The organism is Sphingomonas sp. 2378 (genome assembly GCF_038084995.1).
GTDB lineage: Bacteria > Pseudomonadota > Alphaproteobacteria > Sphingomonadales > Sphingomonadaceae > Sphingomonas.
Window position 1 is genome coordinate 77,565 of sequence record NZ_JAXCMJ010000003.1, and the last position, 14,323, is coordinate 91,887.

The 14,323-nt window shown below is 67.7% G+C and carries 9 protein-coding genes; 3 read left to right on the top strand and 6 right to left on the bottom strand.

Annotated features, from left to right (window positions below; translation table 11 throughout):
• Window positions 1–5: 5 nt before the first annotated feature.
• Entirely contained in the window at window positions 6–1,550 is a 1,545-nt protein-coding gene (locus tag SM191_RS02635; RefSeq protein WP_341504859.1) for a tryptophan halogenase family protein, read from the bottom strand.
• Window positions 1,551–1,619: 69 nt separating this feature from the next.
• On the bottom strand, window positions 1,620–4,637 hold the full coding sequence (locus SM191_RS02640) for a TonB-dependent receptor (RefSeq protein ID WP_341504860.1): 3,018 nt from the start codon (window positions 4,635–4,637) through the stop codon (window positions 1,620–1,622).
• A gap of 253 nt (window positions 4,638–4,890) precedes the next feature.
• Between SM191_RS02640 and SM191_RS02645 the strand changes: the two genes are divergently transcribed.
• Complete coding sequence (locus tag SM191_RS02645) at window positions 4,891–5,580, top strand: SapC family protein (protein WP_341504861.1); 690 nt, start codon at window positions 4,891–4,893, stop codon at window positions 5,578–5,580.
• Window positions 5,577–6,584 (top strand): cupin-like domain-containing protein, encoded by a 1,008-nt coding sequence (locus tag SM191_RS02650; RefSeq protein ID WP_341504862.1) that lies wholly within the window; start codon window positions 5,577–5,579, stop codon window positions 6,582–6,584. Before SM191_RS02645 ends, SM191_RS02650 begins: the two co-directional genes overlap by 4 nt.
• On the opposite strand, the gene SM191_RS02655 is transcribed toward SM191_RS02650, so the two are convergent.
• Window positions 6,581–9,046: a glycosyl hydrolase 115 family protein gene (locus SM191_RS02655; RefSeq protein ID WP_341504863.1), complete on the bottom strand. Its 2,466-nt coding sequence runs from the start codon at window positions 9,044–9,046 to the stop codon at window positions 6,581–6,583. The genes SM191_RS02650 and SM191_RS02655 overlap by 4 nt on opposite strands.
• 119 nt (window positions 9,047–9,165) lie before the next feature.
• Here SM191_RS02655 and SM191_RS02660 point away from each other — a divergent pair, with 119 nt between their 5' ends.
• A complete protein-coding gene (locus tag SM191_RS02660) occupies window positions 9,166–10,428 on the top strand; it encodes an SGNH/GDSL hydrolase family protein (RefSeq protein WP_341504864.1) in 1,263 nt (420 codons plus the stop codon).
• Here SM191_RS02660 and SM191_RS02665 read toward each other — a convergent pair whose 3' ends face one another.
• From SM191_RS02665 to SM191_RS02675, 3 genes are read right to left on the bottom strand one after another with little or no spacing between them, the layout of a single operon-like run.
• On the bottom strand, window positions 10,429–12,840 hold the full coding sequence (locus SM191_RS02665; protein WP_341504865.1) for a TonB-dependent receptor: 2,412 nt from the start codon (window positions 12,838–12,840) through the stop codon (window positions 10,429–10,431). It abuts the gene before it with no gap.
• Window positions 12,837–13,787 (bottom strand): FecR family protein, encoded by a 951-nt coding sequence (locus tag SM191_RS02670; RefSeq protein WP_341504866.1) that lies wholly within the window; start codon window positions 13,785–13,787, stop codon window positions 12,837–12,839. Before SM191_RS02670 ends, SM191_RS02665 begins: the two co-directional genes overlap by 4 nt.
• Complete coding sequence (locus SM191_RS02675; RefSeq protein ID WP_341504867.1) at window positions 13,784–14,278, bottom strand: RNA polymerase sigma factor; 495 nt, start codon at window positions 14,276–14,278, stop codon at window positions 13,784–13,786. The genes SM191_RS02670 and SM191_RS02675 overlap by 4 nt, the downstream gene beginning before the upstream one ends.
• Window positions 14,279–14,323 lie beyond the last annotated feature (45 nt).

Below are 14,323 nucleotides of genomic sequence, written 5' to 3' on the forward strand. Positions count from 1 at the left end.
ACGGACTAAATCGTCGGCAATCCCCGCTCGACGATCTTGCGGATCAGATCACGGTTCCGGGGCAGCCCAGCGAGCAGCCGGCCGGTCTGCACGTCATTCTCGCGCCGGGCCCGCTCCGCCGCGACCGTCTCGGCGACCAGACTCCCCGGTACGATCTCGGTCCGCTGACCCATGCCGTAGAGGACATATTGATAGCTGGCGGAAGGGAACACCTCCTCCACCCGGTCGAACTCCTCGTGCATCCACGGCACCTGATAACGCCATAGCGCCATCAGTTCCTGCAACCGCTCTGGCATGGTCTCGGGACGGCAATTGTCCCGCCAGAAGTCACTGTCGGTCCGCCGGGTCAGCGAATAATGCAGCTTCAGAAAGTCGACGATCCGGCCCCAGCGATAGAGGGTGGTGTCGTTGAACCGCCGCGCGACCGTGTCCATCACCTCGCGGCAGGCGGGCATCTGCTCGGCGATCAGCTTGGCGGAGAGTTCGATCAGCACGATCGCGGACGCCTCCAGCGGCTCGAGGAACCCCGCCGCCAGCCCGACCGCGACGCAATTGCGTTCCCAGAAACGCGTCCGGTGCCCGGCGCGGATCTTCAACTCACGAACGGGCAAATCCCGCCCCGCCTCGCCCAGATAGGCGCGCAATTCCCGCTCTGCTTCGTCGCGCCCGATATGGCTACTGGAAAAGACATGGCCGACGCCGCGCCGGGTCGGCAGGCCGATATCCCAAATCCACCCCGACGACTGAGCGGTCGAAATGGTGTGCGAGGCGATCGGCGCTTCGGGATCGTCATAGGGCACCTGGATCGCCAGCGCCGTGTCGCAGAACAGTACGTCGTTCAACGGCTTGAACGGCACCCCCATCGCCTCGCCCAGCAGGAGCGAGCGGAAGCCGGTGCAATCGACGAACAGATCGCCCGCAACCTCACCCGCCTGGGTGGTCCGAACCGCACGGATGTCGCCGCTCTCGGTCAGCAACACCTCTTCGACATCGGCGAGCACATGCCGCACGCCCAGTTGCTCGGTACAATGGCGGCGCAGGAAATCGGCGAATTTGCCCGCGTCCAGATGATAGGCATAGTTCGCCAGAGCCTCATATTCGGGCGTGGCGATCGTCTTGGGGGCCAGCCCCGCGTCACAGATCCGCCCCTGCGGCGTCACCGCGTCGCAAAAACTCTCCTGCCCCTCACCCGCCAGCCAGTGGGGCGCGAGGTTCACCTGTCCGAAACCCTGCGGCAGCATCAGCGGGTGGTAATAGCCGTCATCCGCCGCGCCGGTGGTCCAGCGGTTGAACCGCGCGCCCTGTTTGAACGAGGCATCGCACTCGCGGAAGAAGACCGTCTCCGACACACCCATCTTGCGCAGCGTCGTACGCAGCGTTGGCCAAGTCCCCTCGCCCACGCCGATGATCGGGACATTGGGGGACTCGACCAGCGTGACGGTGAAGCCATGCGGTCGCCGCCCCTGATGCCGCGCGGCGATGACGCCCGCAGTCAACCAGCCGGCAGTCCCGCCGCCGACGATCACGATATGCTGAACAGGCTGAACCATGGGGCCGAAGGGTCCGGGAAAGGACGGGGATGTCAAGCCACGGCCCGACATCCCCGCCAGTGGCTATCGTCAGAAACGATAGCGGGCGCCGAGCGTGAAGCGCCGACCGTAATCGAACACGTCGAGCAACTGGTTCTTGAACCGGCCATGGGTGCTCTGCTTGTTCTTGTTGATGTTCAGCACCTCGCCGAAGATCGAGAAGTTCTTCGTGACGTCGTAGCTGCTGGTCAGATCGACCTGGAAGCTCTGGTTCACGAAGGTCGGCTCGGCACCGTAAGAACCGGTATTCTGGTTCTGGCCAAAGCCCGACAGATACTCGTCCCGCCAGTTGAGCGCGGTGCGGAACTGGAAGCCGTTCTTGTCATAGAAGCCGACGAAGTTCGCCGAATTCGCCAGACCCGTGACCGCGAAGCCGCTCTGCCCGACGACCTTGGGATCATAGGGCTTGTTGGTGTTGACGAAGGTGCCGTTCGCCTGGAAGCCGAAGCCGCTGTCGCCGAACACCTGCTGCCACGCGATTTCGACGCCGCGCACCGTCGCATCGGGCCCGTTGACCTGGGCCGTGATGGCGAAGACCGCCGGGCGGCCCGTCGTCGGGTCGATCACGCCGCCGACCGTCTGATTGGTCACGCCGCCGACGATGAAGTTGCTGACATTCTTCAGGAAGAGGTCAACCGCGATGTACGAGTTGCGCTGATAATACCATTCCGCCGCAACGTCGAAATTGTCGGCAAGATAGGGCTTCAGGTTCGGATTGCCGCCGCTGCCCGATAGCGCCCCGACGCGCTGGCCGTTGCCGATGCCGACGACGGGGTTCAGCAGGCTCAGGCCCGGACGGGTCAGGGTGCGCGATGCGTCGAAGCGCAATTGCAGATTGTCCGTCACCTCCAGTCGCAGATCGACCGAGGGCAGCACATAGGTATAGCTGCTGCGGTTCGAAATCGGCTGGACGTCGGTGAAGGCGATCGACAACAGCGTCGGATCGGCGGTGCTCCGCGTGATCGACGTCGGCGCACGCCCCTGACCGATCGACAGGAGGCGCGTGTTCTCCGTCCGCACGCCGAAGGCGGCGTGCAGCGGCATGGAACCGATCTGCCCTTCCATTCTGCCGCTGAAGAACAGCGACAGGGTCTTTTCGTTGACCGACAGGATGCTGCCCGGATCGACCGCTTCGGTGAACTGGCCGGTGAAGCCGTTCACCCCGCCATTATAGTTGAAGCCGGGGACGTTCTGCGCCTGCGGATTGCCAAGGCTGGTCAGGTAGTTCTGATAGGCCTGCGGGCTGTAGATCAGGACCGAGGGCGGCAGGCTGCCCGAGAAGCCGGGAATGAAGTTGTTGAGGCTGATCGACCCTTGGTACAGGCTCGACGGCAGCGGCGAGATGCCCGATCCCTGACCCGACGGCGCACCATAACCGGCATAGGCCTGCCAGAAATTGTTGGTGAAGGTGCTGCGGTTCAGCAGGTTGAAGGTGTCGTCGGTATATTGGCCGCCCGCCTTGAGGGTGATGTTGTCCTCTTTCCAGGTCACGACGCCGCGGAATTGCTTCAGTTCGTCGGTATTCTGCTGGGTCTGGAGCACGGTGACGTGCGATCCGATCGCGGTCGGATCGGCCCAGCGGCCGCCATTGCCGGCGGGACCGAAATTGCTGATCGTCGGGAACGCCTTGTTACTGTCGGCGGTGACGTTGAAGCCCAGATTGGTGCCCAGCGCGCCACCATAGCCGATATCGCCATTGCTGCTGCCGATGGTGTTGCCGGGGTTCAGCCAGCTCTTGGCATAGGCGCCGTCCGCCTCGACGGTCACCTTCTCATTGACGTCCCACTTGACGTTCAGGCCGGTCTGGTTGGTCTGAAGGATCTGCTTGTTCATCGCCGCGGTGAAGTCGGTCGGCGACCCCGCCTGGGTGAAGCTGACTGCCGTGCCGTTGGCGTCCTGCTGGACGTTGCGCAGCGACTCCTGGCTGAACCACACGCCGAAGCCGTAAATGTCGGTCGAGATCGTCTGGCGGGAGAAGTTGTTGTCGAGCGTGACCATCAGGTCATTGTTCGGGTGCCATTGCAGGGCCACGCGACCGTCGACGCGTTCGTCCTTGGTCCGCTGCTGCTCCGCGCCATATTGCTGCGGGAACCAGCCGGTCAGGGTGCGGCGGTTGCTGGGGGCAGCGCTGGCGTCGGTGGTCGGTGCGCAGGTCGCGGCGGTGCTGCCCGCCAACTGGCACGGCGCGAAGTTGCCGCCCGGCCAACCCGACACATAGACGCGATTGGTATCGGTATCACGCCGGGTATAGATGAAACTCGACAGGATACCCAGCGTATCATTGGCGAAGGTATCGCTGACCAGCGCGCCCAGTGTCGGCACGACCTGACCCGCGCGATCCTGGAGCGAACCCGAGGCGCTGGTCGCGACGCGGAAGCCGGGATGGTCGAACGGCTTGGGGAACTGGATGTCGACCGTTGCACCGATCGAGCTGGAGGCCAGCGTCACGTCGGGCGTCTTGAGCACGCTCAGCTGGCCGATAAAGTCCGAACCGACGGTGCTGAAGTCGATCTGGCGCCCGCCCGTCGCGGTCGAGATGCGACGGCCGTCATACAGGGTGGTGTTGAAGTCGCCGCCAAAGCCGCGAACGGTGATGCCGGTCGGCTCGCCGCGCGCGCCGGAGCGCTGGATCGACACGCCGGGCAGACGCTGGAGCGAGGCCGCGACGTTGGAATCGGGAAACTTGCCAATATCTTCGGCAGAAATCGCGTCGACCACGCCGGTCGCGGTCCGCTTGATATCGAGGTTGCGCTGGAGCGAACTGCGCAGGCCGGTGACGATGATCTCGCCCTCCGCAACCTCGCCCGAGGGGGACGGCGCATTGTTCTGCGCGCTGGGGGCGGTCGCCTGATCCTGCGGGGTTCCGGCTTCCTGGGCGGTGGTGGTGTTGGCCTGAACCGGGGTGTCCGGCCGAACGGCTCCGGGAGCCACAGTCTGAGCAAAGGCCGCGCCCGGCGCGATCATCGCCAGGGCCATGAGCGGCGACACGCTGGTCATCAGGCCGCGGCGCGAAACGAATGCGCCCACAAAGCTAGTGCGAGACACCATCTTCCCCTCTCCTTCGGTTCTATGGTCAATGTACGATCGATGGTTATCGCCACCGTACCGCCCATTCGATGACATGATGTTAGCGTTATAATGACTCCGAAACAAGGCATTTGTCAGAGCGATCGCAACCCGCTACTTCCCCACTACTTGAACGCCTTGACGGGGGGTCATGGATGCCGACAAATCCGGGGCCTCGTCGTCCGGTTCCCTCGTCAGAATCGGGCCGGAGAGGATGCGAAAGGACCGAATCGCCATGGCCGAAATGGAATTGCTGGACAGCGCGCGTCATGCCGCCCTTCGCGTCTCGACCAAGCCCGATGCGGCGCGCCACTTCGTACAATTGGTGGCCGAGGAGTTTCTCCCGGCCGCGCTGCATTACCCGATCCTGTTCGCGCGTCACCCGGAGACCGGCGATCTCTATCCCGGTGCCCTGATGGGGCTGGTGCCGGACGAAAATCTCTGTCTGACGACCAACGCCACCCTGGCGGGCTATCGCCCCGCCGATCTGGAGCGGCAGGGTTTCTACGTCTCGGGCGAGAATATCGCGATCGACCCCACCCATGCCGCACTGACCCAGATGGAAGGAGACCCGATCTTCGAATCGGACGGCGGCGCGGCCCCGGCGCTCCGCCGGGTGCAGGGTGCGCTGCGACGCCTGCATATCGGCCTGCCCGAGACGGAGGGGTTCATCGCGCGCCTGCTGGATCGCAAGCTGGTCGAGCCGATCGACCTGAATTTCCAGTTCGACAATGGCGAGAGCCTGAGGCTGGACGCGCTCTACACGATCAGCCTCGACGCGCTACACGGTCTGCCCGACGAGGCGGCGCTGGCGCTCTTCCGGTCGGGCGATCTGCAACTCGTCTATGCGATCACCGGCTCGGTCCGGCACATCCCCTTCCTCGCGCGTCGGCGCAACGACCGGCTGAGCGGACTGGCCCGGTGAGCGGCGCGGCGGTCGAGATCGACCCCGCCACGCTGGACGAGCCCGGGGCGTTTCGGCGGCTCGTGACCGAACCCTGTCGCCCGGTCGTGCTTCGCGGCGCGGTGCGCGACTGGCCGCTGGCGCGGATCGCCGCGACCGGTGGGGCGGCGTTGGGCGAGTATCTCGCGCGCTTCGACGCGGGGCGGCGGATCGAGGCCTTTGTCGGCGATGCGGCGATCGCAGGGCGCTATCACTATACCGACGATCTGTCGGGCTTCAATTTCCGGCGCGAGTCGATGCCGCTGAGCGAGGCCGTCGAACGCCTCGTCACGGGCCGCAACGAGGCCGAGACCCTTTATGTCGGGTCACTCCCCATCCCGCTCGTCCTGCCCGGACTGGCGGAGGAAAATATCCTGCCCTTCGCGCCGACGAACGTGCCGCCGCGCATCTGGATGGGCCATGCCTCGACCATAGCCTGTCATTACGACATGATGGACAATATCGCCTGCGTCGTGGCGGGGCAGCGGCGCTTCACCCTCTATCCGCCCAATGCGATCGGCGATCTCTATGTCGGACCGATCGACCACACCATGGCCGGACAGCCGGTCGCACTCGCCGCCGAAGCCGCACCCGATGATCCCCGCTATCCCCGGTTCGAACGGGCGAGAGACCGTGCGATCACGGTCGAACTCTCGGCGGGCGACGCGCTCTATATGCCCAAGCTGTGGTGGCACCGGGTGGAGGCGAGCGGATCGCTCAACATCCTGGTCAATTACTGGTGGGACGCTTTTCCCGTCGGCCCGGACCAGCCCTTCGCTCCCCTGCTGCTCGCGATGAGCGCCATCGCCGCGCGTCCTGAGGCGGAGCGTGCGGCGTGGCGGGCTTGGTTCGACCATTATGTCTTCCGCCCCGACGGCCACCCGCTGGCCCATCTGCCCGAGGAGCGGCACGGCGTGCTGGGTATGAGCGCGGAGAATATCGGCATCCTCCGTGCCCAGGCCATGCGGATGCTTCGCGGCGGTTAGGCGGCGGGATCGAGCGTGATCCCCTCCACCACGATTTCGGGATCGACCAGCCACAGGGTGACGCGATGCCTGCCTTTGGTCAGATCGGTTAGGCGGGTGGTCGCGATGCGTCGGTTTTCGATCACCGCGCGGCCCCAGCTTTCCTCCGTTTCGCCCGCCATCAGGTCGAGCATCACCGGTGCGCCTCCATCGACCGACACCGCGATCCGATGCTGGCCCCCGCCGCGCACGTCCAGGCCGGGGGCAGCGACCACGCCCAGGGTCGCGGGCCCCGCGCGATCCCAGTTCAGGTCATAGACGATATGCGGGCTGTCCTCGCCGGGACGCTCGACCACCGGCGCGGAAGCGAGGTTGGCGACCATCGCCGCACCCTCGGCGGTGAAGCCCGCCACACGCTGCCAGCTTATGCCCCGTCCATCGACCGCGCGACCGGCATCCGCCGCCAGTGCCAGGCGCGGCGCGGGGGTGGAGGGCGGTAGCGGCAGGGGTTTGGCGACGCTGGCCAAGGCGGGCATGACATCGCTGTCGGGCTGTTGCCAGCCGGTATAGCCGATATGGGTCTGCGCCATCATGCTGGTCCATTTGCCGCCCGCCGTCTCCACCTCGTAACGGCGGCGGATGGCCGCATCGCGCGCGTAATAGCCCCGCGCCGCCGTAGCGAACCGCTCCGCCGCCGCGCCGTCCCCAACCTGCGCCGCCGCACGATTGGCGGCCACCGCTTCGTACAGCCGGTGCAGGTTGGTCATCGCCTGGACCCGGTGCAGCACCAGTTCGTAATAGGCATCACGCAGATGGGCAGGCAGCCGAGCCTCCACCCCGCGCGCCGCCGTGTCGAGGGCATTCCATTCGCCCAGCACCCGCGCCCATTCTCCGTTCTTCAGGCCATAGGTGGTGGCGTCGATCAGCTCGGGCTTGCGGCGGCTGGCGAGCTGGCCATAGCGGGTCAGGAGCTTGCCGATTTCGGCCCCATGAGCGGGACCGAATTGCTGCGTCGCCCAGCGGACGGGATAGGCCTGCATCGCGGCCAGATCCATGCGGGCCGGGTTCCACGCCATGTCGAGGAAGAAGCTGGTCGGATATTCCATCGGCTTCAGGTCGCCGACATTGACGATCCACAGCCGCTCCGCGCCAAACTGGTCGGCCATGCGCATCTGCTGCCAGACGCGGGGGATCGCGTTCGTGTCCAGCCATTTGTAGTTACGCGGACCACCGACATAATCGAAATGATAATAGACGCCCGCCCCGCCCGCGCGATGCTCACCCAGCGGCGGCAGGCGGCGGATATTGCCCCAATTGTCGTCGGCGAACAGCAGGGTCACGTCCTCGGGGACGCGCATCCCCTTGTCGTAATAATCCTGCACTTCCTTGTAGAGCGCCCAGACCTGCGGCGTCTCGGCGGCGGGTCGCTTAGTGACATCGGCGATGATCTGACGCTGGTCGCGGACGATGCGTTCGAGAAGGCCGGTGGCGGTCCCCTCGGTCATCGGCTCGTCGCCATCGCCGCGCATCCCGATCGTCACCGGGTCCTCGGCCTTGCCCCGTCGTTCGATGCCCTTGCGCCAGAAGGCACGCAGCACATCGCCATTCTTGCTATAGTCCCAGGGGCCGCGCCCCTCCCGCTTCCAGTCGGCCTGCGCCCGCTGCATCGGTTCGTGATGCGAGGTGCCCAGCAGCACCCCCATCTCCTGCGCCAGCGGAGCGGACGCCGGATCGTCCTCCCACAGTGACTTGCCCCACATGGCGGGCCAGAGGAAATTGGCCTTGGACCGCAGAAGTAGCGTGAAGACCTTCTCATAGGCCAGGTGATTGATCCCGCCGAACTTCGCGCGCGCCCAGCCGCCGAAGCCCGGTTCTTCGTCGTTGATGAAGATGCCGCGATATTTGACCACCGGATGGTCGGCCACGCGACCCGCCGTCACGTACAGCGTCGGGTGACGCTGCGCCGGCACGTCCGCCCACCAGGTCCAGGGGCTCACCCCCGCCTTGGCGCTGATGTCGTAGAGGCCGAAGATGGTACCGCGCCGGTCCGCCCCGGCGATCACCAGTGCACGGGCGACTCCCGGCAGGGGATTGTCGACCACCTGTTCGACATAGCCTTCCCACTGCCCCGCCAAGCCCGACACATCGAGCTTGCCCGACCGGACCAGCCCGTCGATCAGCGCGCTGTGCCCCAGCGTGCCCGCGATCACGCTGGCCCCGCGTGAGGCATTGTTGCCCAGCCGAACATCGCCGCCGCCGACCGCCTTCAGGTCGGCAACCAGATCCCGGGCAGCCCGCGCGACGCCCGGCTCATCGCCCGCATCGACCACGATGGTTGCCGTGCGGCCGGGTGCCAGCAGCGCCAGGCTCCCCGGCATCGCCCGCTCGCATGCCATGATCGGCCCGGTGCAGTCCGACGCGGCCCAGGCCGCACCCGGCATCAGCGCCGTCAAAGCGACGGACATGAACAGGTGGCGCATCATCTCTCTCCCCGCCCCGAAGCCATCCATGCTTCATGAGCTTTCTCATTGGCCTATCGCTCCGTTATCGCTACCATAGTGCAAAGCCGCAAGCGCGGATCGACATTTTGGAGGGGATGGACATGACCAAGGCGCGCGCCTTTCACCGGGCAACCGGCCGCCTGACCGGGCTGATCGCTCTGGGCCTGACATTGGCGGCGGCGGCTCCGGCGCGGGAGGTTCGGTGGACGCCGGCCTGGGGTGCGTCGCAGATGCGGCTGGACGGTCCGAATGCCGAGAAGGTCGCCAAGGCCGGGCCCGCCACCATCCGCCAGATCGTCCACCTCACCGCCGATGGCAAGACGATCCGGCTACGCCTGTCGAACATCACCGGGCAATCCCCGCTGAAGATCGGCGCCGCCACCATCGGCATGGCGCAACCCGGCCAGTCGAATGTCACCGCGCCGCAATCCATCCTGTTCGACGGCGCGCGCGATGTGATCGTGCCGCCGGGAGCCGAAATCTATTCCGACCCCATCCCCCTGCCCGTCACGCGCGGGCGCGATGTCGCGGTCAGCCTCTACTTCCCCGAAGCCGTCACCACTCCGACCGGCCATTCGGGCGCGCGCTCGACCACCTTCCTGATTTCGGGCGACGCCACGGCACAAACCGCCCTCCCCGATGCGCAGAAGATCGGCGGCTGGTGGAGTCTGTCCGATATCGAGGTCCGCGATGCGGCGCAGACCGGGACGATCGTGACGATCGGCGACTCGATCACCGACGGCTATGGCATCGTCGACGACAGCAATACGCGCTGGCCCGACGAACTGGCCAAGCGGCTGGCGGCCAGCCCGGCCACGCGGGGCTTCTCCGTGGTCAATGCGGGGATCGGCGGCAATCGCGTCCTGCTCGACGGTCTCGGACCCAGCCTGATGGCGCGGTTCGACCGGGACGTGATTGCACGGCCCGGTGTCACCCATGCGCTGTTGCTGGAGGGGGTCAACGACCTGGGCATGCTGACCCGCGAACACCCGGTGGACACAGCCACGCATCAGGCGATCGTGCGGCAGATCACCTTCGCCTATCGCCAGCTTGCCGAGCGGGCGCACGCGCATGGCATCCGCCTGATCGTCGGGACGATCACGCCGTTCCAGGGCAACGACTATTATCATCCCGGCCCGGAGACCGAGGCGGATCGACAGGCGATCAACCGCTTCATCCGCACCTCCGGCCTGTTCGACGGCGTGGTCGATTTCGACAAGGCGCTGGCCGATCCGGCGCAGCCCGCGCGGCTGCTGCCCGCCTATGATTGCGGCGATCACCTTCATCCCAGTGCGGCGGGCTACCGCGTCATGGCTCAGGCGGTGCCGCTGGCGCTGTTCGGGAAGGCACCGCCCCGCCGCTGATCAGAACGCCGCGTCCAGCCCGATCCGGATCGTCCGGGGGCGGAGCGGCGTCACCTGATCCCGCCCGGTGGTGAAGGGCGTGCCCAGCGCGAAGCGGTTACCGCGCACATCGGCCAGGTTGGTGATCCCCGCCGTCACGCCATATGCACCCAGGCCCAGTCGCGCGGTCACGCCGCTGTCCAGATAGCTGCCCTGCAACTCGCCCAGCACCGGCCCGACGCCCAGCCGCGACGAGCCGACATAGCGCAGCCAGCCATCGACCCGCAGGTCGCGTCCACCGGCCAGCGTCCGGCGATACACCGCCCCCGCCCGCGCGGTGATCCGGGCGATGTTGGGAATCTGGCTCAGCCGCGCCAGGATCGCGGCGCGCGCGGTGACGGGATCGGCGACCAGCCCGTCCATCAGCGCGAAGGCCTGCGCGCTCGACGGCTCATCGATGCGGCTGTCGTTATAGGACAGGGCTCCCTCGATCCGCAGACCGGGGGCAAGCTTGAAGCCAGCCAGCGCCTCGACCGTCCAGAGCTGTCCATCGCCGATATTGGCGGTGCTGGGCAGGCCCGTCGCGTCGATGAAATCGGCCTGGATATCGCGCCACGCGGTATGGGCGAGGGTCAGCGAGGCGTCGAAGCGATCGCGCCCCGGCTGGCCGGTCCGCAATCCCGCCTCGATCGTCGCGACGCGGTCGTTGCGGAAGCGTCGGACCAGCGGCCCCTCGATCGTCAGCCCGCCGGGGCGAAACCCCTGCTGATAGCGAAGGAACAGTTGCGCACCCGGCGTCAGGTCGATCAGCGCGGAGGCGGAGGGCAGCAGGATCGTCTGCGCCCGCCGCGCCGTCACCTCGGCCAGCCGCACCATCGCCTGAAAGGACAAGGCAGCGGGCAGATCCTCCCCCGCGCCGTCCAGCACCGAATGCGTCACCCGCAGGCCCCCGGTCGCGAGCAGGCCGGGGAGAAGCCGCACGCTTCCCTCGCCATAAAGGGTCGCCTCCTCGACCGTGTTGACGACGCCGGTACGCGGCACCAGCGCATCCGGCTCGCCGAACAGGCGCGTTAGGCGAGTACGGTTGTGGATATAGCTGAACCCCGCGAGCCAGCCCGACCCGTCGGGCGCGGATTGCCAGACCCGCGTCTCATTGGCCTGCATCCGCGTCTCGTTGGCCTGGGCGAAGAGCTGAACCGGGCCGCCTGGCGGCGTCGCGTCATAGCGTTCCATCAGGTCATGCGCGGTGATCCCGCTGCTCGACCGGAAGCGCACCCGGCCCAGCCGCCCCGACAGAACCAGTTGCGCCTGGCCGAAATCCGCCGAAAACCCCTCGGTCACGGGGGCGGAGCGGGTCAGCGGCGGGCCGTCGCGATCGGCATATTGGCTGTCGGCGCCGCGAATGCGCTGGCCGATGCCGATCGCCTCGACGCTCCATCCGCCGCCCAGATCGGCGCGGATCGCGGCGCGTCCGCCGGTGATGCGGGTGCGGTTGACGTCGGTGCGCCCGAGCAGCGGCTTGTCGATATAGCCGCCCTCGCTCGCGCTGTCGGCGACCAGCCGCACCGCCAGCCGGTCGGCGATGAGCGGCAGGTTGAGCACCGCCTGCCCGTCCGCGCCGGGGCTGCCGTTCGTCGTCGCCGAGCCGCCCAGCATCACCGATCCCCCGGCGCGGGTCGGATCGGGCGCATTGGGGACCAGCCGGATCAGCCCGCCCAGCGACCCCGCGCCGTACAGCGTCCCCTGCGGCCCCTCCAGCACCTCGACCGCCGCCAGGTCGGCCAGTCGCAGATCGGGGTCGGGCGCGTTGTAGCTGAGCCGCAGGTCGCCGAAATACTGCCCGACCGTCGCCTGGGTCGGGCCGGTGAAGCTGGAATCGGCGATTCCCCGGATGAACAGCTTGTTGCGACCCGCACCCAGATAGGTGGAGGCGATGGCGGTCATCCGGTCGGCCAGCTTCGACGTGCCGCCCGCCCCGCCCAGTTCCAGATCGGCACCCGCCACCTGCACCACCTGCCCGGCGAAATGATCGCGGGTCGTGTCGCGCTTGCTGGCGGTGACGACGACATCGCCGGGGGGGACTTCGGGCGGCGGCGGGATGAAGCGACGGCGGACCACCTTGGCGACCGGCACGACCTTGCGCGGGACCAGCCGCCAGCTTGCCGGTCCCAGCCGCTGGACCTGCGCGCCGCTGCCCCGCGCGATCAGAGCCAGCGCTTGCTCGACCGACCATCGCCCGCGAAGGCGCGGCACGGGCCGATCCCATAGCCGCGCATCGGGTACGACGATGTTGGCCCCGGTCAGCCGTCCCAAGGCCATCACCTGCGTACCGACGGTTCCGGCGGGCAGGTCGACGGGCGCGCGGTCCGCCGCCATCGCGGGCGCGCCCGCGACGATCAGCATCCCGACGATCCCGCCCCCCGCCAGCCTCACCCGCGTGGTTCCAGCATCCAGCCAGCCGCCCCGCGCCGCACGGTCACGTCCATCAACGGCCCCAGCAGCCGGGGATCACGCCGCACCGCCTCCAGATCGATGGTGCCGCGAAACGGCCTGCCAGCGATGGCGGGCGCGACACCGATGGGTTGCGGCAGGAAGCGGGACACATCCTCCGCCACATCGCTCAGGGGCACGCCGTCATAGGCCATCCGCCCCTCTCGCCAGCCGCCCACATCGGCGGGAGTGACGCCTTCCCGCTCCAACCGATCGCGCGTCGCGACGACCGCCTGTCCCGCATCCAGGCGCAGCGCAGCGCCCTCGGGATCGACCATCACCGCGCCCTCGGCGACCGCCACGCGGGTCCGTGCCTGGCCCAGCCGCACGTCGAACACCGTCCCCAGATCGACCAGCGCCAGCGATCCCGCCTGCACCGCGAAGGGATGGTCTGCGTCATGCCGCACCCGGAACAGCGCCTCGCCGCGCGCCATGACGGCCCGGCGCGGATCGGCATGATCCAGCTCGACCCGGCTGTTCCCGGCGAGCAGGATCGTGCTGCCATCCGGCAGGGGCACGCTGCGCGTCTCGCCCGCCGCCGTCTCGACCGCATAGGGCTGGGCGCGCTCCGGCCAGACGGTGACGCCGACCGTCGCGACCAACGCGGCGGCGATCGCTCCACCGATCCAGCGCATCGGACGACGACGGGGCGTCTCCTCGACCGGCAGGGGCGTGGGCGCGTCGAGCAGTTCGGGATGCGCGGCCAGCGCATCCTCGGCGTCGAGCAGGGTCGCGGCCATCCGGTCATAGCGTTCGGCGTGTGCCGGGTCGGCCTCCAGCCAGTCGGTGAAGGCATCCCAGTCCGCGCGCGCCGGATCGGCCATCCGCAGCGCCCAGTCGAGCGCGACCGCATCCGTGGCGGGGAGAGCGATATGGCGGTCCTGGCTCATCCGATCTGTTCCTTGAGGGCGGCGAGCGCATGGGCGGCCATGCGGAGATCGCTTTCGACGGTGCTGATACTGATGCCGAGTTCGGCGGCGACCTGTTTCTGGGGGATGCCGTCCATCCGCACCCTGCGGAAGATCAGCGCGGGCCGTTCGCCCAATGCGGTCAGCGTCGCCGCCACCCGCTCGGCGGTCTGCCGCGCCTCGACCGCGCGTTCGGCGGCGGGCGGCTCGGGGCCACCCTGTCCTTCCGCCCAGGCCTGGTCGCGCTGCTCGGCCTGGCGACGCGCACGATAGCGGTCGATCATCAGCATGTCCGACGCGCGGTAGAGATAGGCCAGCGGATTGGCGATCGGCCCATCCATCCGCCCCGACAGTTTCAGCCACAGGTCCTGGACCAGATCCTCCGCCGCATCGCCCGCGCCGCGCGCCGTCAGGAAGCGCACGAGCTTGTCGCGATTGGCGAGGAAGACGGCCTCGATCCCGGTGGGCGTCATGGTCTGAACCGGACAAGATGGGCGGAAGTCCCGCCGTTTAGACGA

Excerpts from the sequence above, each read along its gene's own strand:
- SM191_RS02635 (WP_341504859.1), bottom strand. The coding sequence starts at position 1,550 with ATGGTTCAGCCTGTTCAGCATATCGTGATCGTCGGCGGCGGGACTGCC.
- SM191_RS02640 (WP_341504860.1), bottom strand. The coding sequence starts at position 4,637 with ATGGTGTCTCGCACTAGCTTTGTGGGCGCATTCGTTTCGCGCCGCGGC.
- SM191_RS02645 (WP_341504861.1), top strand. The coding sequence starts at position 4,891 with ATGGCCGAAATGGAATTGCTGGACAGCGCGCGTCATGCCGCCCTTCGC.
- SM191_RS02655 (WP_341504863.1), bottom strand. The coding sequence starts at position 9,046 with ATGATGCGCCACCTGTTCATGTCCGTCGCTTTGACGGCGCTGATGCCG.
- SM191_RS02660 (WP_341504864.1), top strand. The coding sequence starts at position 9,166 with ATGACCAAGGCGCGCGCCTTTCACCGGGCAACCGGCCGCCTGACCGGG.
- SM191_RS02670 (WP_341504866.1), bottom strand. The coding sequence starts at position 13,787 with ATGAGCCAGGACCGCCATATCGCTCTCCCCGCCACGGATGCGGTCGCG.
- SM191_RS02675 (WP_341504867.1), bottom strand. The coding sequence starts at position 14,278 with ATGACGCCCACCGGGATCGAGGCCGTCTTCCTCGCCAATCGCGACAAG.